Annotated in this window: 30 protein-coding genes; 14 read left to right on the forward strand and 16 right to left on the reverse strand. The window is 54.8% G+C overall.

All coding sequences use genetic code 11. The features are described from left to right. Position 1: 1 nt before the first annotated feature. Positions 2-799 (reverse strand): alpha/beta fold hydrolase, encoded by a 798-nt coding sequence (locus KW837_RS03320; RefSeq protein WP_218394487.1) that lies wholly within the window; start codon positions 797-799, stop codon positions 2-4. Positions 800-932: 133 nt separating this feature from the next. Between KW837_RS03320 and KW837_RS03325 the strand changes: the two genes are divergently transcribed. Continuing rightward, positions 933-1,322 (forward strand): cytochrome c family protein, encoded by a 390-nt coding sequence (locus KW837_RS03325; protein WP_218394488.1) that lies wholly within the window; start codon positions 933-935, stop codon positions 1,320-1,322. A 130-nt stretch (positions 1,323-1,452) separates the two neighbouring features. After that, positions 1,453-1,788: a hypothetical protein gene (locus tag KW837_RS03330; RefSeq protein ID WP_218394491.1), complete on the forward strand. Its 336-nt coding sequence runs from the start codon at positions 1,453-1,455 to the stop codon at positions 1,786-1,788. A gap of 171 nt (positions 1,789-1,959) precedes the next feature. Here the strand turns inward: KW837_RS03330 and KW837_RS03335 are convergent, their stop codons facing one another. Continuing rightward, the gene (locus KW837_RS03335; RefSeq protein WP_218394495.1) at positions 1,960-2,265 is read right to left on the reverse strand and encodes a panthothenate synthetase; all 306 of its coding nucleotides are present in this window, start codon (positions 2,263-2,265) and stop codon (positions 1,960-1,962) included. Positions 2,266-2,634: 369 nt separating this feature from the next. Between KW837_RS03335 and KW837_RS03340 the strand changes: the two genes are divergently transcribed. Then, positions 2,635-3,570 carry a Ppx/GppA family phosphatase gene (locus KW837_RS03340; protein WP_218394496.1) on the forward strand — a complete coding sequence of 312 codons (936 nt, stop codon included), beginning with the start codon at positions 2,635-2,637 and terminating at the stop codon, positions 3,568-3,570. A 200-nt stretch (positions 3,571-3,770) separates the two neighbouring features. Here KW837_RS03340 and KW837_RS03345 read toward each other — a convergent pair whose 3' ends face one another. Beyond that, on the reverse strand, positions 3,771-4,211 hold the full coding sequence (locus KW837_RS03345; RefSeq protein ID WP_218394498.1) for a phage infection protein: 441 nt from the start codon (positions 4,209-4,211) through the stop codon (positions 3,771-3,773). A gap of 131 nt (positions 4,212-4,342) precedes the next feature. Between KW837_RS03345 and KW837_RS03350 the strand changes: the two genes are divergently transcribed. Then, positions 4,343-4,891 (forward strand): alpha/beta fold hydrolase, encoded by a 549-nt coding sequence (locus KW837_RS03350; RefSeq protein ID WP_218394501.1) that lies wholly within the window; start codon positions 4,343-4,345, stop codon positions 4,889-4,891. 8 nt (positions 4,892-4,899) lie between these two features. Here KW837_RS03350 and KW837_RS03355 read toward each other — a convergent pair whose 3' ends face one another. Continuing rightward, positions 4,900-5,439, reverse strand: a complete 540-nt coding sequence (locus KW837_RS03355) for a hypothetical protein (RefSeq protein WP_218394502.1) — start codon at positions 5,437-5,439, stop codon at positions 4,900-4,902. An 88-nt stretch (positions 5,440-5,527) separates the two neighbouring features. Further along, entirely contained in the window at positions 5,528-6,286 is a 759-nt protein-coding gene (locus KW837_RS03360; protein ID WP_218394503.1) for a TSUP family transporter, read from the reverse strand. Positions 6,287-6,440: 154 nt separating this feature from the next. Between KW837_RS03360 and KW837_RS03365 the strand changes: the two genes are divergently transcribed. From KW837_RS03365 to KW837_RS03380, 4 genes are all read left to right on the forward strand, one after another. Continuing rightward, entirely contained in the window at positions 6,441-7,370 is a 930-nt protein-coding gene (locus KW837_RS03365) for a LysR family transcriptional regulator (protein WP_218394505.1), read from the forward strand. 141 nt (positions 7,371-7,511) lie between these two features. Then, positions 7,512-7,988 carry a VOC family protein gene (locus KW837_RS03370; RefSeq protein WP_032830569.1) on the forward strand — a complete coding sequence of 159 codons (477 nt, stop codon included), beginning with the start codon at positions 7,512-7,514 and terminating at the stop codon, positions 7,986-7,988. Positions 7,989-8,055: 67 nt separating this feature from the next. Then, positions 8,056-8,892 (forward strand): AraC family transcriptional regulator, encoded by an 837-nt coding sequence (locus tag KW837_RS03375; RefSeq protein ID WP_218394506.1) that lies wholly within the window; start codon positions 8,056-8,058, stop codon positions 8,890-8,892. A gap of 51 nt (positions 8,893-8,943) precedes the next feature. After that, the gene (locus KW837_RS03380; RefSeq protein ID WP_218394507.1) at positions 8,944-9,540 is read left to right on the forward strand and encodes a LysE family translocator; all 597 of its coding nucleotides are present in this window, start codon (positions 8,944-8,946) and stop codon (positions 9,538-9,540) included. A 101-nt stretch (positions 9,541-9,641) separates the two neighbouring features. Here the strand turns inward: KW837_RS03380 and KW837_RS03385 are convergent, their stop codons facing one another. From KW837_RS03385 to KW837_RS03410, 6 genes are all read right to left on the reverse strand, one after another. Next, positions 9,642-10,196: a YSC84-related protein gene (locus tag KW837_RS03385; protein WP_192342673.1), complete on the reverse strand. Its 555-nt coding sequence runs from the start codon at positions 10,194-10,196 to the stop codon at positions 9,642-9,644. Between the two features lie 259 nt (positions 10,197-10,455). Beyond that, on the reverse strand, positions 10,456-10,956 hold the full coding sequence (locus KW837_RS03390) for a GNAT family N-acetyltransferase (protein ID WP_218394508.1): 501 nt from the start codon (positions 10,954-10,956) through the stop codon (positions 10,456-10,458). A gap of 48 nt (positions 10,957-11,004) precedes the next feature. Beyond that, a complete protein-coding gene (locus KW837_RS03395) occupies positions 11,005-11,325 on the reverse strand; it encodes an isochorismate lyase (RefSeq protein WP_008074041.1) in 321 nt (106 codons plus the stop codon). A gap of 89 nt (positions 11,326-11,414) precedes the next feature. Further along, complete coding sequence (locus KW837_RS03400; protein ID WP_218394509.1) at positions 11,415-11,960, reverse strand: histidine phosphatase family protein; 546 nt, start codon at positions 11,958-11,960, stop codon at positions 11,415-11,417. A gap of 89 nt (positions 11,961-12,049) precedes the next feature. After that, positions 12,050-13,090: an SDR family oxidoreductase gene (locus tag KW837_RS03405; RefSeq protein ID WP_218394510.1), complete on the reverse strand. Its 1,041-nt coding sequence runs from the start codon at positions 13,088-13,090 to the stop codon at positions 12,050-12,052. A gap of 10 nt (positions 13,091-13,100) precedes the next feature. Continuing rightward, entirely contained in the window at positions 13,101-13,517 is a 417-nt protein-coding gene (locus KW837_RS03410; protein ID WP_218394511.1) for an ester cyclase, read from the reverse strand. A gap of 116 nt (positions 13,518-13,633) precedes the next feature. Here KW837_RS03410 and KW837_RS03415 point away from each other — a divergent pair, with 116 nt between their 5' ends. Both KW837_RS03415 and KW837_RS03420 read left to right on the forward strand, forming a co-directional pair. Beyond that, a complete protein-coding gene (locus tag KW837_RS03415; protein ID WP_218394512.1) occupies positions 13,634-14,557 on the forward strand; it encodes a LysR family transcriptional regulator in 924 nt (307 codons plus the stop codon). A 99-nt stretch (positions 14,558-14,656) separates the two neighbouring features. Beyond that, positions 14,657-15,283 (forward strand): LysE family translocator, encoded by a 627-nt coding sequence (locus KW837_RS03420; protein ID WP_218394514.1) that lies wholly within the window; start codon positions 14,657-14,659, stop codon positions 15,281-15,283. 710 nt (positions 15,284-15,993) lie between these two features. On the opposite strand, the gene KW837_RS03425 is transcribed toward KW837_RS03420, so the two are convergent. After that, a complete protein-coding gene (locus KW837_RS03425; protein ID WP_218394516.1) occupies positions 15,994-16,947 on the reverse strand; it encodes a diiron oxygenase in 954 nt (317 codons plus the stop codon). A 199-nt stretch (positions 16,948-17,146) separates the two neighbouring features. Between KW837_RS03425 and KW837_RS03430 the strand changes: the two genes are divergently transcribed. Continuing rightward, positions 17,147-18,103: an AraC family transcriptional regulator gene (locus tag KW837_RS03430; protein WP_123493933.1), complete on the forward strand. Its 957-nt coding sequence runs from the start codon at positions 17,147-17,149 to the stop codon at positions 18,101-18,103. A 256-nt stretch (positions 18,104-18,359) separates the two neighbouring features. On the opposite strand, the gene KW837_RS03435 is transcribed toward KW837_RS03430, so the two are convergent. From KW837_RS03435 to KW837_RS03450, 4 genes are all read right to left on the reverse strand, one after another. Next, a complete protein-coding gene (locus tag KW837_RS03435; protein WP_218394518.1) occupies positions 18,360-19,520 on the reverse strand; it encodes a cysteine desulfurase family protein in 1,161 nt (386 codons plus the stop codon). Between the two features lie 8 nt (positions 19,521-19,528). Continuing rightward, complete coding sequence (locus KW837_RS03440; protein ID WP_218394520.1) at positions 19,529-20,530, reverse strand: hypothetical protein; 1,002 nt, start codon at positions 20,528-20,530, stop codon at positions 19,529-19,531. Between the two features lie 9 nt (positions 20,531-20,539). Next, complete coding sequence (gene alaE / locus KW837_RS03445) at positions 20,540-21,001, reverse strand: L-alanine exporter AlaE (RefSeq protein WP_218394521.1); 462 nt, start codon at positions 20,999-21,001, stop codon at positions 20,540-20,542. 949 nt (positions 21,002-21,950) lie between these two features. Beyond that, a complete protein-coding gene (locus KW837_RS03450; RefSeq protein WP_052964729.1) occupies positions 21,951-22,592 on the reverse strand; it encodes a LysE family translocator in 642 nt (213 codons plus the stop codon). Between the two features lie 629 nt (positions 22,593-23,221). Here KW837_RS03450 and KW837_RS03455 point away from each other — a divergent pair. From KW837_RS03455 to KW837_RS03465, 3 genes are all read left to right on the forward strand, one after another. After that, on the forward strand, positions 23,222-24,580 hold the full coding sequence (locus tag KW837_RS03455; protein ID WP_218394522.1) for an MATE family efflux transporter: 1,359 nt from the start codon (positions 23,222-23,224) through the stop codon (positions 24,578-24,580). Positions 24,581-24,608: 28 nt separating this feature from the next. Beyond that, the gene (locus KW837_RS03460; protein ID WP_218394523.1) at positions 24,609-25,034 is read left to right on the forward strand and encodes an N-acetyltransferase; all 426 of its coding nucleotides are present in this window, start codon (positions 24,609-24,611) and stop codon (positions 25,032-25,034) included. Between the two features lie 186 nt (positions 25,035-25,220). Then, on the forward strand, positions 25,221-25,838 hold the full coding sequence (locus KW837_RS03465) for a LysE family translocator (protein ID WP_218394524.1): 618 nt from the start codon (positions 25,221-25,223) through the stop codon (positions 25,836-25,838). Positions 25,839-25,859: the final 21 nt, after the last annotated feature.

Consider the following 25,859-nt stretch of genomic DNA (forward strand, 5'->3'; position numbering starts at 1 on the left):
GTCAATGGCGCTCAATAAATTGCACGATGACCTGATTGACGATCTCCGGATGCGTAATGGGCCCCATATGACCGAGCCCCTCGAGTTCTACCACTTCAACGTTCGGCAGTGTGCCGGTCAGCAGCCGCGCCACTGCCCGTGACGATGCCGGTGAATCCTTGCCGACCATGAAAAGCACCGGCAGGTTGAGCGAGCGGAACGCCTGTAATGGCGTCGGCTCGTTCAACAGCGCGTGAGCCCAGCCCTGCACATTGGCCACCGCGGCGGCGATGGAAGGCTTGCGTTGTTCCGGGGTTTGCTCCCAGGCCCCGGCACCCATCCAGTAGTCAATGAAGTGCCGGGCCGCTGCGTCCAGGTTACCCGCTTCAAGCGCGAGCCCGGCGTTTGCGACGACTTCACGAATGGCATCTGCCTCATTGGGTGGAGGGGATTCGGCGTCGAGCAGGGCAAACAATGTCGGCTCATACAAAGCCAGGGCGCGCACCCGGCCGGGGTTCTGCAACGCCGCGATCAACGCCACCGCCCCGCCATAAGAATGACCGACCAGAATGAGCGGTTCGCCGGCACGGGCGAGTACCGGTTCGGCGAAGCGCGCTTCTTCACTGAGGGTGACGATTCGATCGGTGGGCCACGCCGGGCTCTTGCCGGCGCCAAACGAATCGAGCGCCAGAACCCGAAACTTTGCGGCCAGGTGATCTTGCAGTCCACGCCACTGCACCGAGTGACTCGCATTGGCATGAAAGCAGACAATGCCCGGTCCCTTGCCGGCGTCCCGATAAAAGGGTTCGACGGGTTTCATTCTGGCTCTCCTGCAACGACGTTAAAGGGACGAAGAGGGTTATAGATTAACTTCAAGGCTTCGGTGTAGCAGCCAGTCATGATGAAATAGCCGCCCGTTTTTGCTGTCAGCAACACCTGATTGGGAGCACCACATGAAAAATGCCGCCGTACTTACCTTCGCCTTGATGCTCACTACCGGGTTATTCAGCATGCAAGCCGAAGCGGCGGGGGATGCTGAAGCCGGTCAGAAACTGTTTAACCGTATCTGCGGCGGCTGTCATCAGGTAGGGACTTCGGCACGGGGCTCTTTTGGTCCGCAACTCAATGCCATCTTCGGACGCCCTGCGGGAAGCACGACGGACTACCAATACTCATCCGCGATGAAATCATCAGGCCTTGTCTGGACTCGCGAAACACTGACCGCCTACATCGAAGCGCCAAAAGAAGTAGTCCCCGGAACCCGGATGATTTTCTGGGGCCTCAGCGATCCGGAGAAGATCGAAAACCTTTTGGCCTACCTTCAGACATTTCAGCCGCAGTAATCGGTGTCTTATCAACCCGTTTTTGGATACCGCATAAAGTCTGTACAAGTGATATCAATGAGCCACTTCATCCGTTAAAGTATGTGCCGCCCGAGAGATGGATCCCGGGTATTTCTAATGGAGTGACTCAGTGAATTACCTCAGCAAAGTAGTTGCCGTAGCCGTGTTCGGTCTGGTTCTGGCGGGTTGCACCGGCACCCCGATGAAGACTCAGCAGTACGACAGCAACCAGTACACCGTTGTCGGCCACAGTGAAGCGACCGCCACTGGCCTCCTGCTGTTCGGCCTCATACCGATTCAGCAGAACAACCGTTTCATCCGCGCTCAGAACGCTGCGATCAAAGCCCGTGGTGGTGACGCGATGATCAACACCCAAGTGCAGGAAAACTGGTTCTGGGCTTGGGCTCTGACCGGTTACACCACCAAGATCTCCGGTGATGTGATCAAGCTGAAAACCGTTCAGTAAGCGACAGGCTCTGCCTTTGTGGCGAGCACGCTTGTGGCGAGCGAGCTTGCTCGCGCTGGGCTGCGTAGCGGCCCCAAAAAATCTGACAGCAACTGCCGATTTTTGTGAATACTACGCACTCAAGCGCGAGCAAGCTCCCTCGCCACAGGTTTCTCACTCATTGATCGCACCTCACCCCCAGGCTTTTCCGAGCTCCTCAAGACCCGCGTCTTGCAGGTTCTGCGCACTCATGACCACTCGGAATTTGCAGTTGGCCTGGAAGTTGAGAAAGAAGGGTTCCGCATAGCCGGGAATCTCGGAAGGGTCTTCTACATCGATCAGAAAAATCCCACTTCGCATTCCATCCTGCTCAGTGAAATAAGTCGCCTCCGGCTTAATGGTTTCCAGCACGCGGTTCATGATTTCGCCGATTTTCCCCGACCTGACAAGCGCGTTGAAAGGCTCATGGGGAAACTCGACCATCAGTAGCATTTTCATTATTCGATACTCTGTTGAGGTGGCGTGCTCCTTACCCGGATCCTTACTCCTGACGATGATGCCGCAAGCCGGATGTTCAGCCGTGCCAGCGGTGGTGTGTGGTTAAGAATAGCGAAGGGTTCGAGGCTGCCGGGGCAGAGTTACGGACGGTCGTTCTTGATGAATCGGCGGCGAGGCCTGGTAGCGGCAGGGTGTGTAAGCCGCAACGTTACGGTTACCCAGGCAGGTTTGCCCGGTGTCTGTTCTTTCGAAAAGGTTAGAGGGTGTCATCATGATGTCATCGAACGAATGGCAAGCTCCTCGCAAACCGTCTTGAGCGCTCAGACGGAACGCCGTCTGCGGGCTGATGCATTTGCCAGGAATCCCCCTATGAAAGGAGACGCCTCCCTGTTTGCGGCCATTGATTTGGGGTCCAATGCGTTTCGCATGATGATCGGCCAGTCGGTCAGGCGCAATCAGGGGTTCATGATCCAGGAAGTGAAAACCTTGCGAGAGCCTGTCCGTTTGGCGGAAGGATTTCAGGGAGGGGCGCTGGACGAGTTGGCGCTGGATCGGGGATGGCAAGCGCTCGCGCGATTTGGCAAAAAACTGCGCGGCTTTGAGGCTGGTCGCGTGCGGGCAGTGGCGACCAGTGCCGTCCGCGAAGCCGATAATGCCCAACTTTTTCTGGCCAGCGCGGAGCGGCACCTGGGCTTTCGTATAGATGTCATCTCTGGGCATGAAGAGGCGCAACTGGTGTACGCCGGTGTTGCCCATACGATACCCAGTACAGAAAGTTTGCGCCTGGTCGTGGATATCGGCGGCGGCTCTACTGAATTGATCCTGGGGCAGGGCACTCAGCCTCTCTTGACCGAGAGCATTGCCATTGGCAGTGGCACTTTTGGCGCGCGTTATTTTCAGGGCGGCTGTATATCGACGAAGGCGCTCCTGGAGGCCGAGCGCGTGGCCACTCTGCAGTTTGAAAAAGTTACCCGTCGTTATCGCGCGCTGGGTTGGCAGCAAACTATTGGCTCTTCAGGTACTGCACGGATGCTGGCCAAAGTGCTCAAGGCCAATGGCTTGAATGACAATGGTCAAAGCGGTATCACCTATGGCGGCCTGTTGCGCTTATCGTTGCGTCTGCTGGAAGTGGGGCATGTTAAACAACTCAAATTGGCGGGCTTGCCACCCCATCGCCTGAGTATCTTGCCCGGTGGCCTGGTGCTCATGCTGGCGGCGTTCAAGGTATTCGGCATCTCGCACATGAGTCCTTCCGAACCGGGATTAAGGTTGGGCGTTCTTCATGGCCTTATGTCCAAACACTAAATGACTGTTATAGGCAAAACGCTGCTGTAGAAAGAATTGTTATTTAGATCAAAAAGAATGTCACTGTGAACACCCATCAGCGATGCTCGAGTACCAGCGCTGACCATCTTTGATGATCCCGTCGGGCACTAAAAACGCATGAAAAAACCCGGCTGATGAGGCCGGGTTTTTTGGTTGAGTGTTGCGGTAAAGCCACTCATTCATGCCGCACGATTCTGAATCAAACGATCCGAACCACCTTCAGCGACGCGGTTCTCGATCAGACGATCCGAACCACCTTCAGCGACGCGGTTCTCGATCAGACGATCCGAACCACCTTCAGCGACGCGGTTTTCGATCAGACGATCCGAACCACCTTCAGCGACGCGGTTTTCGATCAAACGATCCGAACCACCTTCAGCAACGCGATTCTCGATCAGACGGTCCGAACCACCTTCAGCAACGCGATTCTCGATCAGACGGTCCGAACCACCTTCAGCAACGCGATTCTCGATCAAACGATCCGAACCACCTTCAGCGATGCGGTTTTCGATCAGACGATCCGAGCCGCCTTCAGCGACAACCGGGTGAGTAGAAGACGTGGCAAAAGCGTTAACTGCAAAAACCGAGAAAGCGATACTGAGGATGATTTGGCGTTTCATGATGGTGTGCTCCGGGGTGTTATTGGTTGGGTATGGAGCGGATGTTACGCCGAGGATTTTTTATGAGAACTTCATTGACGTGATGGTGACTATCGATGCCAGCAATGGTTGAAACGTAGTGGGAAAAAAAAATGCCAAGTCCACGTCGCGACGAAGCCGAGTGCTTCTTTCCTCTGGTGCGCGCCGCGTTGCGGATCGACCGGTTAGTCGCGTTCGGTCATAGCGTCGGCGGGGCGATGGCAGCAGTTTGCGCGTCGTTGTATCCGCACAGCTGTTTAGCGCTGATCACCGAGTCGGCCCAAGCGTTTGTTGAAGACCGGACGCTACAAGGTATTCGGATTGCCAAGGGGCAATTCGAAATGCCGGGGCAGATAGAGCGACTTCGGAAATACCACGACGACAAAGCGCAATGGGTGCTGTCGGCCTGGACGGAGACCTGGTTATCGGAGGCCTTCAAGGACTGGACTATCGAAAGCTGTGTCGCCTCGATTCACAGCCCGCTGCTCGCGATTCATGGTGCGCAAGACGAGTACGGATCAGTGCTGCACCCGGCGCGTATCGCCAGGCTGACGACGGCGGCCAGCGAATGTTTGATCCTCGAGGATTGCCATCACGTACCTCATCGGGAGATGCCGGAGACGATTCTGGAGAAGGTGAGCCTGCATCTTCGGAGTGTGTAAAGAACCACTTACTTCAGCGTGAATGTTGCTTTTAGCGGCATGACAACCTTACGCAAGTTGTCTTTGAGGGTGATTTCCAGCGTCCAGATGCCTACGGGATCGTCAGGCTCGCCGATGAAACCGATCACGGGGGCGGCGAGATACATGTTGTTCGGATCCCCGTTAAGGCGCCCTTGAAAACAAACGGCATCTCTCTGATTGATCGATTCTGTACCGTTCGGCCTTGTGGCTTTCAAATCGCACGTGATGTTGGCTTCGTGATTGGCATTCAGCTTCGGGTTTGCAAAAAACGTAAGCGCGAAGATCCTTTCACCTCGGGTGACTATTTTGGCTTCGGTAAATACTGGAGTGGTTTCGGCCGGCGTATTCCACTTTTTCTCCCAATCGGGATCGGAAGTGATTAACAGCGAGCCACCAAACTCTCCGATGGTTCGTCTTGATTCAGTGTCCGGGATTGGTTTGCCGTTTGAATCCTTCCAGTAGCCGGCCTGTGCACTGGTCCATGAAAGAGAAATCGCGATGAAAACGGTGAGCAATCGACGGTTCATGAACGACTCACTCTCAATAGACGATGGAAATGGCGTAATGCCTATGTGAAATGCCTGCTCCGCTTGAGTGTAGCGGCAGAAAACGCGCTTACACGAACAGGTCATAAGACAGTTTGCCGATCAGGATCACCAGCAACACCAGGAACAGAGTCCGGACAAAGGGCACGCCCTTATGAACCGCCAGCCACGTGCCGGTCAGCGCGCCCAGGATGTTGAATGCCGCCATGGGGATTGCGATCAGGTAGAGCACGTTACCCGTCGGAATGAAGAATATCAGCGCCGCTACGTTGGTCGCGATGTTCACCAGCTTGGCCGACGCCGAGGCATGAAGGAAGTCGAAGGCGAAGCAGCGGATAAACAGGAAGATCAGGAAACTGCCAGTGCCAGGACCGAACAGTCCGTCGTAGAAGCCGATGGCGCCGCCGATGACGATCGCCAGCAGTTTCTCCTTGGTACCGATGCGCATGGGTTTGTGCAGGGCGCCGAAGTCTTTTTTCCAGAAGGTGTAGATCGCCATCAGCACGATCAACACCAGCACCGCTGGCCGGATCATCGACTGGGGCACGAACGACACCGTGGCCGCTCCGAAGAAGGCCATGACAAAGGCCGAACAGGCGGCGGGGATCACCAGCCCCCAGTCGATCACCACCTTACGCACGAAGGACCGGGCCGCGAATGCGGTGCCGCAGGCTGCCGCGACCTTGTTGGTACCCAGCAGCGCCGCCGGTTGTGCCGTGGGCAGCACGTTGAACAACGCGGGTATCTGGATCAGTCCGCCGCCGCCCACCGCCGCATCGATCAGGCCGGCGGCGAAGGCGAACACGCAAAGGATGACAATATCGATCATGAAATCAGGCTCTGACGTTGAAGGGGGGTGAGCGTCCGGCGGCTTCTACGTGTTTCATCGCATCGGCTTGCCTGCGTCCTTGAGCAGGAAGGTTAACGGAAGGGCTTTTTTTGTGTTGCAATGCCACGTTGTGAAAAGTGCAACGAGGTGGCGCATGGCATTGAATATGTTGGGGGAGCTTGAAGCCTTCGCGACGGTGGCTCGCAAGCGCAGTTTCATCGCGGCGGCACGTACTCTGGGGCGCTCCCCCAGCGCGCTGACCCGTGCCGTTCAAGCCCTGGAGGAAAGTGTCGGGGTCAAGTTGTTCAATCGCTCGTCCAATGCCGTGAGCTTGACCGAGGCGGGTGAGCGCTTGATGCCTCACGCTTACAAAATGCTGGATCTGCAACGTGAGGCGGATGAAGACCTGGCCGGCATCAGCGGCCTGGCCTATGGCTGGATCCGCTTTTCCGTCCCCGAGTTTCTCGGCCACGGGGTATTGCCCCGGTTGATCGCGCAGTACAGCGAGCGTTATCCAGACGTGAACGTCGATGTGATTTTCACCGATGAGCTCATCGACCCGGCCAAGAGCAAGCTGGATTTCTCGATTCGCGGCGCGTTTGCGCAATCCAGTGACCTGATCGGCTATCCGCTCTGGAATTATTCACGTTACCTGTATGCCAGCCCCGGGTATCTGGAGCGGCGCGGGATACCCGACTCCATCGAGGCGCTGGAGTCGCACTCGCTGATCCTGCATACGGCGCCGCGGATTCTCAAGGAGTGGAATTTTCGCAGTGAAGAGCGGGCCATCAGCTTCCGGGTTCATCCAAAATTTCGTTTCAGCTCCGGTTTGGCGGTGTTCCAGGCGGCGCTGGCGGGCGTCGGGATCGCTCGACTGGCGGACTGGATTGCGGAGCCCGAAGTGGAAGCGGGGCGCCTGCTGCGGGTCTGTCCCGAGTACAAACTTACCTCCAGCAGCGGTGAAAGCCCGCAGATGCATGCGGTGTACCCGGCCGGGAATCTGCCGCTGCGGGTGAAGTCGTTGTTGGAGGTGATCCGTGGTTTTGGCGACAGCCTTGGTCGAAAGCATGTGGGGACGCGTTAGGCGGCTGGACTGCAAGGCACCTTGAACGGAATGACCGTTTTTTGACCGAATGCAGACATCAGTAGCTATCGCAAAGGTTAGCGAATCAGAATGCCCGGACTGACAGCAAACGAATCGTATGTCTGAAAAGGGGGGAGGCAATTGAAATTAAAGTTCAGCCACGTGGATGTTCTCGTCGAAGACCTTGAAGAAGCGTGCAGGTATTACGCCCGAGTTTTCAGCGCCAGGATCTCAAAGACACTTGATTGGCAGCGCGACGGTTTGCATGTGCGCTATGCGATCGTCATGTTTGGAACGGAGCGCCTTATGTTAGTGCAACCGTTTACCGGAAATCTCAAGGCGCTGATGGACTCCAACGGCGAAGGCACGATCTATCGTCACTGCTATTCCACACCAGACATTGAGGCAGCGTACGACGAATTGATCGATGCAGGAGTCCAGCCGGAAAATGAGAACGGAAAACCACTGTCCCGCGATAATCTGCAATCGCCTAGTGGGACACGCATAATTTGGTTACCGAAACGCTTTGGGCATTTTTCTATTGAGCTGCTTGAAGAGAAAGAGCTGGAGGCATTCATCAAGGATGCATTTGCCGAGGAGCCTGCACAAATCTTCTAAACGTCATTTCCATTGCGCGGTAATTTAGTCGTCCGCACAGATAAACGCTGAACCAATGGAGCCTTCCGTGGATAGACGCAACTGGATTGAGCTGTCCCAGGACGCCGATACCGGGATTGAATCAATTCGTGCTCATTTTCAGGGCCATGCCTACGATCCGCATTGGCATGACAGTTTTCTGGTGGGGGTCACCGAGCAGGGCGTGCAGCAGTTCAATTGCCGGCGCGTTCGCCACCTCAGTACACCGGGCAAGGTGTTCATGCTGGAACCGGGGGAAATCCACGATGGGCATGCGCCGACCGAGGAGGGGTTTACCTATTCGATGCTCTACCTCGATCCGCACTGGCTGGAGCGGGAGTTGCACGCGTTGTTCGAGCATGCGCCGGCCAACAGTCAGCCGGGTTTTGCCGACACCCTGAGCCAGGATCCGAGCCTGGCCACTGCCATTTTTCAAGCCTTCCACGCGCTCCATGAGGGCGATTTGCGCATTGTGCGCCAGAGCGCCATCGACACCTTGTTGGGGGCGCTCACTGGCCACCTTGATTGGCGCAAGCGTCAGGCTTTTGATCCGCGCCTGCCGTGGGTGGCCCAGGTGGCGCGTGACTATTTGCATGCCCATGTCTATGAAGACATTGGGCTGGATGATCTGGCCAAAGCCTGTGGTGTTGATCGCTTTCGTCTGACGCGGGCCTTCAAGGCAGCCTTTGGGCTGGCGCCTCATGCTTATTTGATCCAGCTGCGCCTGGCCAAGGCGCGACAGCTGCTGGCGCGGGGCGAGTCGCCGGCGCAGGTGGCCAGTGCCCTCGGGTTCGCCGATCAAAGTCATATGGGGCGCTGGTTCCGCCGTGCCTACCAGCTCACACCCGCGGATTACCGCAAGCGCTGCTCAAACCTTCCAGACTGAATTTCGCTGATCCGCGACCATGGATTCCTATCTGATCAAGGAGTCCATGCCATGGAATCGTTGCTGCCTTTCCTGCTGTTTGCGTTCGTTGCCTCGATTACCCCGGGGCCGACCAATATTCTGGTGTTGAGCCACAGTTCGCGGCGGGGGCTGGGGGCCACACTGCCCATCATTTTTGCTGCCTGCGGGGCGGCGGCGCTGATTGTGTTTGCGGTCGGGCTCGGCGTGGGCGAAACGCTGCTGCGGTTTGCGCGTGTACAGCAGGCAATGGCGTGGGCCGGGGTGCTCTGGCTGAGTTGGCTCGCCTGGCAGATCTTTCGAAGCGCACCGCCGTCCCTGGCCCCGACCACCTCGCGCGACGAAGGTGTCAGCGTGTTCGGTGCCGCCACCTTGCAATTGGTCAACCCCAAGGTCTGGATGATGGCGGTGGCGGTAGTGAGCGTATTTGTCGGTGGCGGTGACAAGACCCTGCGGCTGGTGGTGTTGTCGCTGATATTTTTGTTGGTCTCCGTGCCCTGCATGACCCTGTGGGCGTTGCTCGGCGTGGGCAGTGCCCGGGCTTTTGGTTCGCCGCAGGCATTCAAACGCATGAACACTGCACTGGCTTGTTTGCTGTTGGTGTCGGCCTGGTTAACCGTGCTGGTGTAGGTCGTTGACTGGGCCGGTCGCTTGAATCAGCAACTGGACCCCGCATGGCTTCAAGCGGGCGCATTTATGGATTGGCGCATCCCTGCGCCAAACAACCGGTGTTAGCGCTTGATCAGCGAAATCTTGGTTCCTTCGATGCTGATCCCGGCCATCAACCCCTGCTGGTCGAAAATGAACGCGTAGGCATCGTGCTTCACGGTCGTGCTGGACAGATTCTTCGCCACCCCTTCATCAACCATTACAACGGTGGGTCCTACGCCGACTTCCCAACCCTTGGATTTGCGTATGTAGTCCACGGCTTTGTCGGTCATCAGGAAAACCGCATAGCCATACGACTGGGCACCTGCTTGCAGCCCCCAGGACCCGGTTACGGAGTTGTAATAATTCTCTACTTTCTTGTCCTTCAACAACACGCCTTCACCATAGCTGCCGCCAAACACAAGGCCCGCCTTGATGATTTTCGGGAAGACAAGAATCGCTTTGGCGTTGTGCGAAATGCTTTCAGCAAATGGTGTGGACTTGTACAGAGTTTGCAACGCTTGCCGAGAGTCGACATCCAGATCCTCGGCAGTTGCCGCACTAGCAGTGTTCAAGAAGCTGGCCGATGCCAGTGTCGCAAGGACAATCGATAGGAAGAACCGCATTGACTGAGTCATGTTAGTACTCCGATACGGGAGCATTGGATATGAGCAGCAGTCAGCACTTGCCCCTCGGAACAATCCGAGCCTGCTGAAACTATCCGGCGCACCCTAAAATATGTGAGCTACTGACTTCGCCCTTGAATGAGGCCTTCGATCATTGGCGACGTCATCACCTGCTTTGACCTCTGTGTATCAGCCGGGTTCGTTGTCAGAAACTGCGATGACCAACTGTAAAAAAAACGGACACCTGACAAGGCGCCCGTTTTTCAATCATCTAAATCGAAAGATCAAACCGATATTCATGCTCTGTCGTTTCTTGCCGGGATAGAGGTTCGATCAAAAAGCCACACCGTTCGAGTACTTTTGCCGAACCCATATTTCCAGCGTAGACGTTGGCAACCAGTTGTTTAAGGTTCCAATGTAACTGCGCCTCCTGAATCAGATGCCTCACCGCCAGCGTTGCCAGTCCCCGTCCGCAAGCGCTTTGAGCAATCCGATAGCCAACTTCTGCCGACCGCTCGGACATATCGATGCCTTTCAGGTTCGCTCGTCCAACTATTTTTCCGTCAACATCTTCGAGGACAAATGGGTGCCAGGTTCCGGCGGTAAAACCAGATAAATAAGCCGTAATGTGGTCAGTGACGCCCAGCACCGTGTAAAAAGCAGCATCGCGCGCGTCAATGAAACGCTCGAACCACTCGCGATTGTCCATTTCAAATGCCAACAACGCCTCAGCGTCAGTACTTTGTAGGGTACGAATTCTGACGGGGCTCATAAGGTCGCTTCCCTTTCTGGTAGAACTACTTGGTCGTTGCGCAATGGATCAGATTTCGGATTGATGAGCCGCCCAGTGTTTCATCTCTTCGGCAATGAAGTGGTTCACCAGGTCGCTGTACATCTTCTCGATGGCATCCGGGCTCAAGCCCTCGGTCTCGGCCCACTCGCGACGTGTCGCCAGCATCGCCTTGAAACGCTCCGGAGCACGCACCGAAGTCGCCGAGGTCTTGAACTTCGAGGCCGCCAGCACGTACTGAAAACGCTTGCCCAACAGCTTGATAACGGCGTGATCAAGGGCATCGATTTCGCGTCGGATGTCCTCCATGCCTTCACACTCCGCGGGTTGTAATTGATTGATGACTTCCATGTAAGTGACTCCGTTTGCTGAAAAGATCGTGGGACTTCGGAACGGATATTGGTGGATTACCGCGACGCGTAGCAGTCGTGCGATAACTCTCAAACACCGCCATATTGATACACCGTCGCACTCCAATACTGGCTGCCGTTACGTTTTTGCCGAGTCCATCCATCTGCCACCAGTTGTTTGGCGATCATTCGATTCATAAAGCCATGACCGAGCAGTAGAACCGGTCCTTCGCTGGCAGCAAGGGACTGAAGTCGTTGAGCTGCCGTGCTGGCGCGCATCTTCGCAGTGGCGACGGATTCGACGCTGCGTGAGTAACCGCACAACCATAAGACTCGAAGGATAAATGCCCAGGTAAACGGTGATAGTCGTGGCAGTTTCCAGTGACCATAAGGCAGTTGTGCTTCACAGAAAAGTGCGTCGACGAGGGCGGGTTTCAGGCCAAGAGCCTGGACGGAAGTCAGCGCACGAGGCGCGTTGCTTGAGACAATCACCATGGCGGTTGCGGCGAGCTGCATGCTGGCATCCGGGACGGGCTGGCTGGTGATTTCGGATCGGTTGTAGTGTTCGATCCACTCTTTCATATCGAGCGCTGACAATTTATCGGTTGCGACCAACTTTGGCTGACCGTGACGCATCAGGATTATTTTCCTACTCACAGAATGTTTACGTCCTTGTCCTGGTATGCGGTGAATGTGGAATCCGACGGTCATCTTATCTGCGAAAGTCAGTCGTCGACCATGACGGATGTGCGTTTTTCAAACCAACCGTGATCGCGGTACCACGCCACGGTGTCAGTGAGTGTCAGCTCCAGCGCCCGGAAACTCAGGCCAAGCTCTTGTTCACTCTTGCTGTGGTTGAAACAGGTGCGGTCCTTCTCTCGTATCAACAGGCGCAGTGTGGCCATGCTCAGCAGAATGGGCTTGCCGGTGACACGCGCATAAATCTCCTGCATCGACGCCAAGGCGTATAGAAAGGGCAGCGGTAGTTGTCGAACGGGTGTCTTGACGCCAGCTATGCGTCCCAGAACAGGCACCAGCTCACGCATGGTCATATGCCGACCCGCCGCGAGATAGCGCTCACCGCGCCGTCCATGTCTGGCTGCGGCAATCTGCGCCAATGCCACATCGCGGGCATCGACAACAGAGAAACTGCCGGGGATCAGTCCGGGCAATTTGCCGCGCACGACATCGTTAACCAGCTGTCCGGAGGAGGTCGGGCCAATATCGGCAGGGCCCCACATCCAGCCAGGCAAGACCATGCAGGCATGCATTTCGGGATGGCGTTCCAGGAACGACAAGACGACACGGTCGGCGAGGATCTTGCTCCGGTAGTAGTCATCGGCGTCGGCGTCGGCCCGCAGGCAAGTTTCATCGATTGACGTGCCGGGTGCGCCGTCGAGCACGGCAATGGAAGACGTATGGATGAAACGTCGGATACCGGCGTTGTAGGCCTGGGCAAGCAGGCGTCGCGTACCCTCCACGTTAATCTTTTCGAGTTCCTTCCAGTGGCTGCCGCCCTTGTAGTTGTCGCGAAAGAACGCGGCGGTGTGAAACACCGTATCGCAGCCTTGCAGCGACGCTGCGAATGCGTCGACATCGGCCATGTCCCCAACGACCAGCTCCACACCCTGCAAATGCTTGAACTGTTGTTCACCTTTGGCTCTTGATCGAACCAGGGCTTTGACCGCGCAGCCACGAGCGACCAATTCACGCACCAGGTTGTTGCCCAACAAGCCGGTCGCGCCAGTGACGAATGTGCTATGCATAGGTCAACCCTCACGCTGATCGGCTAAAAAATGACATCAACACCGCACTGTCGAAGTAGGCCTCTTCACGGATGGCCAGCCCGTCTTTGAAGGTGAAGTGTGCGGCGTAGTACACGGCAATATGGCGGCCATGGGGTGGAATCACCCGGTCCGGCATCACTAATGGTGCGGTGAAGGTGCCGGTCAGGAAGGCGGTCAGTGCCAAACGATCGTCACTGACGGCAAATGGGCTGAAGGTCAGCTGGGCATCGGGGAAGGCTTCGAGTAATGCGATTTCTCGTTTGCGCATGGATTCGCGACCGGTTTGCATCCCCATCCCATCGAAGTAGATGAAGTCTTCGCAAACCAGCGTAAGCATCGCTTCCACATCACGGCGATTGAAGGCGCTGGCGGCGCGTTCCGCAAAGTCGTTGGGGCCAGTAGTCATTCAGTCCGTTCCATTCGTTTCGAGGGCGTGTAGATATACCGTTGACGCCTCTGCCGAAAAACAGCGACTGCTGCATAATGGCTTTGCACATTTGCAAATCAGGGAAGATATGAAGCATGGCTTTGCAAGCAAACTGGGACGATCTTCGCCTGCTGTTGGCAGTCTCGCGACGTGGCAGCTTTCTTCAGGCCGGCCAATTGCTGGGGATCGCTGCGTCTACTGTGTCGCGACGGCTGACCCAACTTGAAAGGGCACTGGGCGAGCCACTCGTGGAGCGGGGTGTTGAAGGATGCTGGTTGACCCCGCGAGGCCAATCCCTCGTGGACGTTGCCCTGGCTGCGGAAGCGGGCTTGAGGCGTCAAACCGTTACGGGCATGTCCGAGCCACACACAGAGTTATCTGGCACTGTCGTGGTCAGTGCAGGGGAGGGGTTCTCCTCTTGCGTGCTGGAGGCAGCGAGTCGCTTCACCTGCGCGCACCCGCGATGCTCGGTGGAGTTGCTGATAACAGCAGACTTTCACAAGATCGCCCGCGGCGCCGCAGACATTGCCGTACGCACAGTTCATCTGGGCGAGCCGTCGCTGATTTATCGACCCCTCGGCAGGCTCGCTTACGGAGTCTTCGCCGATGCAAGTTATCTGAAGCGGTTTCCAGAAGTGACCCCGGCCACTGCGGTCAATATTGCCTTGCTACCTCCGCTGGATATGTTGCCGCAACTGTGTGTGGCAAAGGCCGCGGGCCTGGAACGCACCCAGATCAGCGTGAACTCGTTCGCGGCTCAGCTTGAATCGGTGAGGCGAGGTATGGGCGTGGCAGTGCTGCCCTGTATTCTGGCGAAGGACCTGATCGGGGTGTTCCCGCAGATCCAGCTTCCAGATATGGAGGTCTTTCTGGTGACCCGGCCGCAGGCGTTGAAGCAGGCTCACATCAAGTGTTTTTTTGTCATTTTGGAGCAGGTGCTGCTGGAAGCCATTTCCATAGAAAGTATCGAAGGTTCCCTCTTGGGGGACGCCCCGAAATGGGTGAATAAGGGTAAATAGATCTTCTCAAATTCAGTGGCTTTGACTTTGCAATCTGGTACGGGCACAGTCTGGCGCTACGTGAGGATGGATGCCTCGGTGAAGCTTAAGGAGAATGCCGTGTTTCCGATCAATATCTGGCTTACCTATACTGCCGCGTGCTTGCTATTGGTACTCGCACCAGGCCCGGACAATCTGCTGGCCGTAGGCCGAGGACTCAGTCAGGGCAGGATAGCCGCTATCGTATCGGGCATGGCATCCGGGGCGGGAATTCTCTTTCATGTGGCAACTGCTTCACTCGGACTGACTTTGCTTATGCAGACGTCTGCAGTTGCCTTCTGGGTCGTCAAGCTCATCGGCGCCGGTTATCTACTTTGGCTTGGCATAAAAGTCCTACGCTCTCGTAGCCTGATTAGCTTCCAGCCAACGACTCGGCAATCACTGCCGAGTATTTTCCTCACGGGATTACTCTCGGCAGCACTCAATCCGAAGCCCGGGTTTTTCGTTCTTGCGTTCATCCCTCAGTTCGTCGACCCACAACGCGGCTCAGTGAGCGTGCAGATGCTGGTGTACGGCATATGGTTCGCCGCACTGACGGCAGTGGGATTCGCACTTATGGGCGTATTTGCCACTGCACTGTCCCGATTTTTGCGTCAGAGGCCACGACTGGTAAATGGCCTGAACGTAGGGGCAGGACTCACCTTCGTTGCTTCGGGAGTATCGATAGCGGCACTCAGCCAAAAATAGGATCAGTATATTGGCGTCGCGGGGCCAAGATTTCAGCCTCGCTGAGCCCCGGTGATTATGAAAGCTGACGACTTTAAGACTTATCTTTCAGGGCTGAGATCATGGCTCTGTATAGCCGCAAAATTGTCATTCGCCGTCAGAATTTTGTTCGCATGCTGCCTTTTGATTGCAACCGCTAATCACATCCGTGCAGACGTTTCGCATGGACTGTTCTGGGACTACGGATACGGGCCTGGCACTTACTTGGCCAGCCGTATTTTCTGGGGGGCGCTTACGTTTTTTGACCCGCTTGCAGCATTGCTACTATTCATCAAGCCAAGAGCCGGAATCGTGCTTACGGCAGCGATTATTTTGGTCGACGTAATCCATAACACTCTTTACGTCGCGTTGAAGCAACAGTGGCTGGAGCCGTTCTACCTGTCCCAGGTAGCTTTCCTTATCGTAGTATTCCTACTCTCACCCATCGCTTGGAATGACCCTATTCGGGACGTAGCGCTCACCAATTCAGTCCGGCTGTGATTCGCTCCACACGCCTGCTGACACAGCGAGCGAGTGAGATAGGGCAACTGCTGCCGCATCAGTGGGTTGCGGCGAAAAGCATGATTTCGCCTCCCTTAGCCTTGTAGGAGGGAGGTGTGTTCGCCCGTCGCTGGCAGCATGGTGAAGTGAAGCGTCGCGCGGCCGACGTACGGTCGGCCGCCCCTTGTCGATCAATTGCTCATGATTGGCGCCAGTGCGGTCTGAATCGTGGACATCTGTGCGGGTGTTGTCATGCGCGTAAGCAGTCGGCCAAAGTGTGGATGCTCCACGCCCGAGATTATGTATTGCCAGCGGTAGGCGCTCAGCACGGAGGCTTTGATTTGCGCTGTCTCATCGACACTGAATGACCGTGAAACATTGCGAATAAAGTAGTCGGCATCGGATGCCGATTGTGCCTGCAGTATTCCGTCGACGGCCGCCACCAGCGCAATCAGGTCGTTCACTGCCTGGTCGCGCTCGGCTGACGAGAGTTTCGCGTGCTCCGCCTTCCACTCCAGTTCATCGAGTACGACGTGCCGGCTTTCATCCTTCCAGTGAAATTTGAAAACATCCTTGAAGAGTGGGCACAGCTCCTCACGCGGGGCGATGCTTTGCACGTAGTGCGCCTGAACAAACAGCTCGATATGACAGGTCAGCGCCAGCACTGACCAGGTGCTGGCCGCAAGAACCGAGCGCGCCACATCGTTTGGATCGGCAACTTGACGATACCCCGCTGGCAAGTGCGAACTAATCATCGTCTCCATACGCCGGAACAGCTCCTGGTGCTTGATCTCGTCGTTAGAAAAACGCACTAGCGCTTCGAGTGCGAGCTGATCGTCAAAGACATGGCCCCGACCTTGATCGAGCATTTTGGCGCTGATAAAACGCTCGACCAAGCCAAAGATATACGCATAGGTTCGGCCCTGAATCTGACTGAGCAGGCGCGCCTCATCCGCGTCGAGAAAAGTCAGGCGGTCGATCCGCGACAGTCCGTCGGGCAGGAATTTGCGCGAGAAGTCGAAACTCCGATCCTGTAGCAAATCACGATCGATCTGCCATTCCGCTTTCTTCGATGATCTGACAAGTTGAGCATAACGGGCGGCGTTATCCGAATCTGCGCTGGGCATGGTAGCAACGGTGTTCATATCGATCTCCTGCTTGCCTGGTCGAGTTGGAATGGGGTAATTACGGTTAACGTCGGAGCCAATGACCATCGGTGAAACGTCTGGGGATCGTCTCGATCACGGAGTCCACGTTGGTGCTAATCTAGGCCTCGCAGTTCAGGCGATGAATGACCAGTGCGCCTGATTACATGCTCCGGACTCCGGAAAGGAGGGCTGGCAATTGTTGGATGCGTTTTCTGATGTGTTGCGTGTGATTCGGCTGTCTGGAGGGGTTTTTCTCGAGTCGGAATTCACTGCGCCCTGGTGCATCAAGGGACGAATCTCTGCGGACGATTGCAAACCGTTCCTGGCGGCACCTCGACATATCATTGCGTCGCATTTTGTCGCTGCAGGGCATATGCAATTACAAGTCGACGGCGGTGCCGCCATTGACGTGCGGGCAGGCGAACTCGTTCTGCTTCCTCACAATGACGCTCATTCTTTTGGCAGCGACCTGAGCATTGCACCCATGCCGGCGGGCGAAGTTATTCAGCCGCCAGAAGTCGGCGCTATTTCACGAATCAAGTACGGCGGGGGCGGCGAGGTCACGCAGCTATTGTGCGGATTCCTCGGCTCTGAAACCCCCTTCAGTCCGTTGCTTTCATCGCTGCCATCCTTATTGAAACTAGACTTGCGGGCGACGGCTTCGGGAGCCTGGATTGAAAGCTCATTCCGTTTCGCTGTCAGTGAGATTGCGGCGGGGCGCCTCGGCTCGACAACGGTCATCGCCAAGCTCTCCGAATTGCTATTCGTCGAAGCCGTCAGCCAGTACGTCGCGAGCCTCCCCGCTGAACGGCGCGGGTGGCTGGCGGGTTTGCGAGATCCGCATATCGGGCGCGCACTGGCGCTGCTCCATGCTCGTCCAACCGAGGGCTGGACTGCAGAAGCCCTGGCGCTTGAAGTGGGCATGTCGCGCTCGGTATTCGCGGAGCGATTCACGGCATTGGTCGGACAGCCACCGATGCAATACCTGACGCTCTGGCGTATGCACGTGGCGGCTCAACAGCTGCGCGAAGGTCGCGGTAATGTGGCGCAAATCGGCTTTGCAGTTGGCTATGAATCCGAAGCTGCGTTCAGTCGCGCATTCAAACGCCAGTTCGGCACATCACCCGGCACTTGGCGTAGACAATCAGCGTGAGAAGGTTCGGTGCTGATGGACACTGTGATCAAGCCAAGCAGTAACTATCTAAGTTCGCACCTTGTATTTTGCGTCACCTCCGTGAGGAGGGGAGGCCGGCCAGATGATTCTCGGATTTATTCCGTCCCTGTGGCTGCGCACTCAAACGTGGTCTGTGATGATTTTGGCGGTTGCAAGGTTGGGAATTCCATAATTAAGGCAGCGGTACGATGAACGCAGAGTGTATTCATCGTACTGCTTTTTTCAGCGATGAGGCTTACATCTGGCTTTGTTGCTCTAAAGCTGAGGTTTCGACGTTATATGAATGCAATTCACTCATTGCTGCACAAAAAGTGAGAACGTCCTCCTTGACGTTTAGCGGACTAAAAGAGACTCGTAGGGTGGAGCTCATTTGGGCGTGACTGAGCTTCATGGCGCTTAACACCCGGGAAGGTGTAGGAGACACACTGCTACAAGCTGAGCCTTTCGAGACGCAAATACCTCTTTGCGAGAGAAACTTGATCGCCCTGCTGGCATCGATACCGTTAAAGCAAATAGAGAGTATGTAACCCGAAGTCTCTCCATCCTGGGTATTGATCGAAAATGAGATGTTTGACTGCTCAAGCGTCTTTTGAAGGAGCAGGCTCAAGGCGCGAACGTGATTATGGTAGTGGTCAGCGTTTTTTTGGTGATGTACGAGAGCTCTATATAAAGACTCTATGCCGTAGATGTTTTCCGTTCCTGGCCTGACGCCAGCCTCCTGCTCCCCTCCAAATATCAAAGGGGAGAGTCGAAAACGATGATTCAAATAAAAAAAACCGACCCCCATTGCCGCTCCGAGTTTGTGGCCAGAACCAATAAGGGCATCGATATACGTTAAGTCGGGGGAGGAGACTTTGGTCAGTGTCTGTACACCGTCACAAATGAAGGAGATGTCCGGATCTATGGTTTTTACCTTTTTAGCGATATCGTCGATAGGTTGGCGTGCCCCAGTTTCATTGTTGACGCCCATGACTAATACCATTGAAGTATGTTCATTGAGCAAATCATATATGAAAGAAGTCTCTATAATTCCTCGATGATCAACTGGAACAATATGGACGATAAAGCCGGACTGTCGCATGTGTTTTACGGTATTGAATATGGCAGGGTGTTCAATGGCGCTGACAATTATTTCGTTTCTTGTCGAATTGGCCGTCTTAAGAAAATGGCATCTTCCTTGAATAATTAAGTTAGCAGCTTCGGTGGCGCCTGAGCAGAAATGATACTCGCTTGACCGCCCTCCGAACATCGCGCTCAGCAGCGATCTGGTTTTTTCAAGCACTGCGTTAGCTGCATAGCCAGCAGAGTGATCGCTTGATGGGTTTCCAGGTTCAGGGGAGAAAGTCACAGCATCTTCAAAAGGTAATGCAGAGGCAGCGCTGTCAAGATAGATCATGTATGTCCTTATATTATTTCCATGTTGTTGTTGTGCAGCATATCTTGTATCTGGTTCGTAAACTCTATGCTGTCTGTGCTTGAGCGGCCAATCAGATTTTTTTCAATGAAAGTGTACTCGGCCAGCTCTTCTTTGTTGATGATGATCTGCGCGCAATTTCTGGAAAAGTTTTCGATCAGTAAGTTTGCCGATATAACACCGCGATACACCTTCTCTCCAATGAACTCGTCATCTGCTCTTGCGTAAATAGCGATATGATCCACGGAGTTGTCAAATTGACAAAGCAAGCCACCGTAGGTCGCAGGGCAAAGAACTCGTCCTCCTGTTTCGTAGAGATTGATCACCGGGTTCTTTTTCAAACGGGCCAAAGGGCAGTTTTCCAGGTCGCTCTGTTTAATCTGGTTCTCGTTGTTCTTCCACCATGAACCTCCAAAATAGGAGTCCTCATCGTGTGTGTCGAACAGGTAGGGAGTGGTCAATGAGAATAGACCCTGATCTTCGGTAGAGAGGAATAGTGCGTTTGTTTTATTGAATACCTCGTGGATGTAGTTTTGACTGGTTGACTTGAGTTGTTCAATTCCGGAGCGAGTCCGACGGATGATTTTCCGGAAGTGATCGTTGCCTTTGGATTGCAAATGAATTGCTACTTTTTCTAAAGGTATTTCACTTGCGGCAAGTATTTTTTGATAGGCACTGGGGATATAAACGGCTTTCTCACGGTGTTGGATGTCTTGAGTGATTTTCCGCCGTTCATCATTCCCACCTTTGATGCCTATAAGGTCAGAAAGGTACAGGTTTATGGATACGTTTTTGTTATGACGCTTTAAGGCGTCATGTAATGCAATCCCCAGTTCGAATGTGAGAATCTCCGTCGGACTAGGTTCTCCTTGTATTCCAAATGAATAGCCGTCGTGAGATGAGAATATGGTCGTGTGACCGCAATCGATTACAATGTTTTCTCTTAGATTTTTCTCTGAGGTGATGGTTTGAACTATTGAGTCAATATCCATTTTGTGTTCTCAGTTCAGGTCAAATAGTTTTTTTCTAATGAGTGCTCTATAGATTCCGTAAGGTCTGCCAACAAAACCTGCAATAATACAAAATATCAAGGCGGCCTTGATGGCTTGCATTAAGGTTGCACCGCTTATGCTCATGTTTATTATGTAGAGTGGTAGCTCGAACGAAAGATAGGCCAAGGTATCGACAAGGTAAGGTTTTATACCTTTGTCCCTGTCGGAAATCTTGAATTTTTTAAAGACAAAGTCGCGCCATATACCGAAGGGGCGAGCAGTGCTGGTGATAATGAAAAGCCCTACGAGTCTAGCACTTAGGTGTGTGCTAAGTGTCATCTGCGCAAAACCTAGTTCGATAGGTATGGAGATTAAGTAGCAAAACGTATTTAGCGCGAAGGTGTCGGCCCAAAAATTTTTTAGAGACTGGGTGTTTTGTTTTATAGATAAATCATTGTTGGTGGAAGGCATAGTAGCCTCGCTATAACGTCACAGGTTGAAATTACATGCAGCAACAAGCAATGAACTGTTTCATTGGTTGTGGAGCTTAAAAGTCTATGTTCGCGGTCGAGTATTTAGATAGTCGAACCAAGAGGCTTATTTTTAATTAGATATCGTGCGCAATAGTGTCTGGCACCTAGACGCATGAGCGGAACGGAGTAAGGTTTTTTGGCGGGAGTTAAGACGTATACACACAAATGCCTCCATGGCAGCAATGCTCTGATACGACAACACTCTAATCTATGGGAGATAGCGTCGTCTACCCCTCACTATCATTCTGCTACGTTCGGGCCTTGTTCTGGCGTTGAACACCACTGTTGCAGTATTTCGAAAGCCTAAATCGTTTAGTTTCAGCTCATTCTAAATCCCGTGCAGTTTGCCCTGTTCCGCCTCGGCCTTTAGCGACAACCCCGTATCGAATAGCACTCGCAGTTTACTTTGTTTGAATTGAGATCGAGTGTCGCGAGGCGCTTATAGTCCAAACGATGATACTTACCGAAAATCATAAAACTCACCAGGATTTTCAAAATAGCTTCTATTTTGTGGCGCAAATCACCCTCCAACGCCTGCAATTTGCAATTTTTTCACACTAAACTCTGATTTAAATCAGTTTTAATGCGGCGCAGGCGTGCCCGATTATCGCTCGGGAATACTGAAAAAGGCTTCCGGATTTGGTGCGCGCCACACACGAATGAACAGAGAACCCCGATGAAACACCTGGCCTTCGCATGCTGAGTGTGCCGACGAACGTAAGCAAAGCCGTCTGGATCGAACAAGCATGTGCTGGCTGCGCGTAAACGCAGTGGCAAACGTGCGGCTGCGATCATGAGTTTGATCCAGTCGGCGCGGCTCAATGGGCAGGGCACACGCTTACGCCCTATCAGCCTTCCCTGTTACCGGAGTTACAGGCCCGGCTCCCTTACGCCGCCTGCCGCCGCATGGTCAGGATAGCAGCACCGAAACCGATGAATGTCGACCCCACCACCCGGCTGACCCAGCGGGACAGCGCAGGCCGGGTCAGCACACCCTTGGCCCGCGAGGCGAGCGCGGCATAGAGGCTCAGGGACGACACCGACAATGCCATGAAGATCGAGGTGAGGATCAGAAATTGCGGCAGCAATGCCGCACTCTGATCGATGAACTGCGGGAACAACGCGGTGAAGAACATCGTCGCCTTGGGGTTGGTCACCGCCGTCAGGAAGGCCGCTTTGTACAGTTTGGAACGAGTCGGCCGGCTTTCCTTCAAGTCGTCCTGAATCCCATCCGGGAGCATCGGGCCCTTTTTGAACAATTGTCTGATGCCCAGGTAGAACAAATAACCGGCACCGATGAACTTCACCGCGTTGAACAGCCATTCGGAGCTGGCAAGCAGCGCCCCGAGCCCCAGCATGGCAGCGGACGACAGGCAGAACAGGCCACTGGCGTTGCCGAGCGATGACCATATGGCGCTGCGCTGCCCATGGGCCAGGCTATTGTTGATCGCCATCAAGGTCGCAGGCCCAGGGCTGGCAATGGCAATCGCGGCGACCAGTGTAAACGTCAGAATCGAGTGAGAATCCATTTTCAAGGCTCGTGGTGGTGGGGCTGGCATGTTACAGGAACGAGCGGGACAACAAGTTAAGTGGTGCCTCATCTTCACCAGCGACCAATATTACTGCGGACTTGGCGTAGTCAAAAAAGTCGGGACTCAGGAGAGCGTCGAACCCATTCAACAGTTGCGCATCAAGACGGGTTTTGCGTGCCTCAGGTTCGTCAAGTAGAAACAATAGGCTGCCTGGCTCGGAGCCGAGAAAGGGGACAATCTTTACCCCTTTCCTCTGTCTGTTTTTTTAGTCGTTTTCTGCCTCTCAAAGTCGGCAGAAAACGCCCCGTGGAAACCGAACTTTTGTGCGAAAACACTGTGGAATGTTTGCCAGCAATCAGGTTTTCTTCCACTTGCACCATGGTCAGATTAACCTCCGCCACATTGGAAAAAACAGATAGGGCGGTCTCGCTAGGTGAAGTCAATTGCTGACTGCATATTTGCGCAATCCAGGGCTCGATCCACTACAAACGACGTTCCAGTGGCCGCTGCTTGCCGAAAGCAAACAATATTCATGCTCCCCAAATCCGCAAAATAGGAGCGCGTTATTCCCAGTTCCGTAGCGTAGAATTTCCCAAACGCCAGCCCCCACCCGAGACGGAACCTCAATGCAAACCCCCACCACCCAACACCCCCTCTGGCAAACCTACCTCCTGTTCCTCGCCCCCATGGTCCTCTCCAATTTCCTCCAGTCCATGTCCGGCACCATCAACAGCATCTACATCGGCCAAATGCTCGGCACCCAAGCCCTCGCGGCGGTATCAGGCATGTTCCCCGTGGTGTTTTTCTTCATCGCTCTGGTCATCGGCCTCGGCGCTGGCGCCGGGGTGTTGATCGGTCAAGCCTGGGGCGCTCGCGAGTTGCATTTGGTGAAGGCGATTGCTGGTTCGACGTTGCTGTTGGGGGCGATGATCGGGTTGGCGGCGGCGGTGTTGGGCAGTGTGTTTGCCCGGCCAGCGTTGCAGGGTTTGGGCACGCCGGTGGATGTGCTGGACGATGCGGTGGCGTATGCGCATGTGATGATGTGGATCTTGCCGTCGCTGTTGGTCTTTGTGTTGTTCACGCAGTTGCTGCGTGGGGTGAGCGATACGGTGTCGCCGTTGTTGGCGCTGGTGGTGTCGACGTGTGTCGGGCTGGCGCTGACGCCGGCGTTGATTCTCGGGTGGTTGGGGTTGCCGCCGATGGGGATTCAGAGTGCGGCGTGGGCGGGGTTGGCGGGTAACTTGGCGGCGATGGGGTGGCTGGCGTGGCGGTTGATTCGCAAGGGGCATCCTTTGGCGCCGGATCGGGAGATGTTTGCGTCGATGCGGCTGGACATGGACATCCTCGGCAAGGTGTTGCGCATCGGGCTGCCGACCGGATTGCAGATGGTGGTGCTGTCGTTGTCGGAGCTGGTGATTCTGGCGCTGGTGAATCAGCACGGTTCCCAGGCGACGGCGGCGTACGGGGCGGTGACGCAGATCGTCAATTATGTGCAGTTCCCGGCGCTGTCGATTGCGATCACGGCGTCGATTCTCGGTGCGCAGGCGATTGGGGCAGGGCGCATCGAGCGCATGGGGCCGATTTTGCGCACGGGGCTGTTGATCAACGTGTGCCTGACCGGTGGTTTGGTGGTGTTGGGTTACTTGCTGTCGCACTGGTTGCTGGGGTTGTTCCTCACGGATGATTCCACCCGGGCGATGGCCGAACACCTGTTGCACATCATGCTTTGGAGTCTGCTGGTGTTTGGCTTTCAGGCGATTGTCGGCGGCATCATGCGCGCCAGCGGCACGGTGTTGGTGCCGGTGGTGGTTACGATCGTTTGCGTGGTCGGGGTGCAGTTGCCGGTGGCGTATCTGCTGGATGCGCGCTTTGGGCTGCAAGGTGTGTGGATGGCGTTTCCGGTGGCCTATCTGGGCATGCTGATGTTGCAGACGCTGTATTACAAAATGGTCTGGCAGCATCAGAAGATTGAGCGGTTGGTGTAGGGCCTTCGTTTTGCTCAGGGAGAGCGCCATGTCTGTAGAAATTCAGCTTTCGGAAAATGCCTCTGAAGCAGAGCGAATAGGAATTTTGACCCCATTGCTGGCCCATAACCTGGCCAACGGTGGAGACGACGCCTATGAAACTTTTGCTCTGTTGCTACGAGACGCTGACAGCAATGAAGTTGTTGGCGGGCTGTACGGCAAGGTCTCTTATCGATGGCTGCTCATCGATCTTATCAGCGTTCCCGAGTCGATGCGTGGTCAGGGTATCGGAGAACGGCTAATGCGCATGGCTGAAGAAGTTGCGCAGAAAAAACACTGCATTGGTATCTGGCTAGAGACCTTCAGCTTTCAGGCTCCCGGGTTTTATCGAAAACTTGGTTACTCCGAATTCGGACGCCTGGCAGACTATCCACCGGGACATATCCGGCTCTATTACCAGAAGTCGTTGTGCTGACCGCGTTTTGGATCTTGGGCCGATAGCTGTGCTTCGTAGCGGGCAGCAATCGGCCCAGAGTGTGTAAAAACACAACTACGCTCAAAGCCCTGTATCAAATTTTTATTTCGTTGTACGTTGAAGCCGCGGGCGGCCTTGAACTGAATGATGACCGTCCCCGGCCACAATACTCGCAAAGGAATGCACATGATCGATGGTCCCGCCGTTTTGACAGTCTTTTTGGTTTACCTGGCCGGTGTCGTTATTCCAGGGCCAAATTTCGTTGCAGTAGTCCACAAAGCGGTAGCTGCTACGCGGTCAGAAGCTTTGGCCTTGGTAGCAGGCATCGTATTGGTCAATTTATTCTGGGCCACCTGTGCAATCGCAGGTATCGGCGTTGTATTTGCTGCGTTCCCTTGGGCGGCGCTGATCGTAAAAGTTCTGGGGGCAGCCTATCTGATGTGGTTTGGATTCCGACTGCTGCTCAAGGCCGGGAAGAGCGCGCTTTCCCCCTGTAATAATGCTGTCGTTGGAAACTTTCGGCAGTCATTCATTCAGGGGGTCATTACGAACATTGGCAACCCTAAATCCATGGCCTTCTATGCCGCTATTTTCTCAGCGGCAGCCCCCGCCCACGTTTCACCAAGCACGTTTTTATCGATGCTGGCAGTCGTAGTGGTGGTTTCGATGACTTGGTATGGAGTGGTCGCAATCGCTCTTTCGCAACCTGAGATCGCTTCAGCGTATCGAAGGAGGAAAAAAGCTATTGATCGATTATGCGGTGGTTTGATTTTGTCTCTAGGGGGCCGGCAACTGGTTCAATAAGTCTACGATTGAGTATCTATC

The organism is Pseudomonas sp. PDM24 (assembly GCF_019218905.1).
GTDB lineage: Bacteria > Pseudomonadota > Gammaproteobacteria > Pseudomonadales > Pseudomonadaceae > Aquipseudomonas.

What these genes read in the sequence shown, in the direction of transcription:
- KW837_RS03360 (WP_218394503.1), bottom strand. Translation starts at nt 6,286, where the DNA reads ATGATCGATATTGTCATCCTTTGCGTGTTCGCCTTCGCCGCCGGCCTG.
- KW837_RS03385 (WP_192342673.1), bottom strand. Translation starts at nt 10,196, where the DNA reads ATGACTCAGTCAATGCGGTTCTTCCTATCGATTGTCCTTGCGACACTG.
- KW837_RS03400 (WP_218394509.1), bottom strand. Translation starts at nt 11,960, where the DNA reads ATGCGTCACGGTCAGCCAAAGTTGGTCGCAACCGATAAATTGTCAGCG.
- KW837_RS03415 (WP_218394512.1), top strand. Translation starts at nt 13,634, where the DNA reads ATGGCTTTGCAAGCAAACTGGGACGATCTTCGCCTGCTGTTGGCAGTC.
- KW837_RS03345 (WP_218394498.1), bottom strand. Translation starts at nt 4,211, where the DNA reads ATGAAACGCCAAATCATCCTCAGTATCGCTTTCTCGGTTTTTGCAGTT.
- KW837_RS03435 (WP_218394518.1), bottom strand. Translation starts at nt 19,520, where the DNA reads ATGATCTATCTTGACAGCGCTGCCTCTGCATTACCTTTTGAAGATGCT.
- KW837_RS03465 (WP_218394524.1), top strand. Translation starts at nt 25,221, where the DNA reads ATGATCGATGGTCCCGCCGTTTTGACAGTCTTTTTGGTTTACCTGGCC.
- KW837_RS03335 (WP_218394495.1), bottom strand. Translation starts at nt 2,265, where the DNA reads ATGAAAATGCTACTGATGGTCGAGTTTCCCCATGAGCCTTTCAACGCG.
- KW837_RS03390 (WP_218394508.1), bottom strand. Translation starts at nt 10,956, where the DNA reads ATGAGCCCCGTCAGAATTCGTACCCTACAAAGTACTGACGCTGAGGCG.
- KW837_RS03340 (WP_218394496.1), top strand. Translation starts at nt 2,635, where the DNA reads ATGAAAGGAGACGCCTCCCTGTTTGCGGCCATTGATTTGGGGTCCAAT.
- alaE (WP_218394521.1), bottom strand. Translation starts at nt 21,001, where the DNA reads ATGCCTTCCACCAACAATGATTTATCTATAAAACAAAACACCCAGTCT.
- KW837_RS03355 (WP_218394502.1), bottom strand. Translation starts at nt 5,439, where the DNA reads ATGAACCGTCGATTGCTCACCGTTTTCATCGCGATTTCTCTTTCATGG.
- KW837_RS03440 (WP_218394520.1), bottom strand. Translation starts at nt 20,530, where the DNA reads ATGGATATTGACTCAATAGTTCAAACCATCACCTCAGAGAAAAATCTA.
- KW837_RS03395 (WP_008074041.1), bottom strand. Translation starts at nt 11,325, where the DNA reads ATGGAAGTCATCAATCAATTACAACCCGCGGAGTGTGAAGGCATGGAG.
- KW837_RS03455 (WP_218394522.1), top strand. Translation starts at nt 23,222, where the DNA reads ATGCAAACCCCCACCACCCAACACCCCCTCTGGCAAACCTACCTCCTG.
- KW837_RS03410 (WP_218394511.1), bottom strand. Translation starts at nt 13,517, where the DNA reads ATGACTACTGGCCCCAACGACTTTGCGGAACGCGCCGCCAGCGCCTTC.
- KW837_RS03320 (WP_218394487.1), bottom strand. Translation starts at nt 799, where the DNA reads ATGAAACCCGTCGAACCCTTTTATCGGGACGCCGGCAAGGGACCGGGC.
- KW837_RS03425 (WP_218394516.1), bottom strand. Translation starts at nt 16,947, where the DNA reads ATGAACACCGTTGCTACCATGCCCAGCGCAGATTCGGATAACGCCGCC.
- KW837_RS03405 (WP_218394510.1), bottom strand. Translation starts at nt 13,090, where the DNA reads ATGCATAGCACATTCGTCACTGGCGCGACCGGCTTGTTGGGCAACAAC.
- KW837_RS03380 (WP_218394507.1), top strand. Translation starts at nt 8,944, where the DNA reads ATGGAATCGTTGCTGCCTTTCCTGCTGTTTGCGTTCGTTGCCTCGATT.
- KW837_RS03350 (WP_218394501.1), top strand. Translation starts at nt 4,343, where the DNA reads ATGCCAAGTCCACGTCGCGACGAAGCCGAGTGCTTCTTTCCTCTGGTG.
- KW837_RS03450 (WP_052964729.1), bottom strand. Translation starts at nt 22,592, where the DNA reads ATGGATTCTCACTCGATTCTGACGTTTACACTGGTCGCCGCGATTGCC.
- KW837_RS03325 (WP_218394488.1), top strand. Translation starts at nt 933, where the DNA reads ATGAAAAATGCCGCCGTACTTACCTTCGCCTTGATGCTCACTACCGGG.
- KW837_RS03460 (WP_218394523.1), top strand. Translation starts at nt 24,609, where the DNA reads ATGTCTGTAGAAATTCAGCTTTCGGAAAATGCCTCTGAAGCAGAGCGA.
- KW837_RS03365 (WP_218394505.1), top strand. Translation starts at nt 6,441, where the DNA reads ATGGCATTGAATATGTTGGGGGAGCTTGAAGCCTTCGCGACGGTGGCT.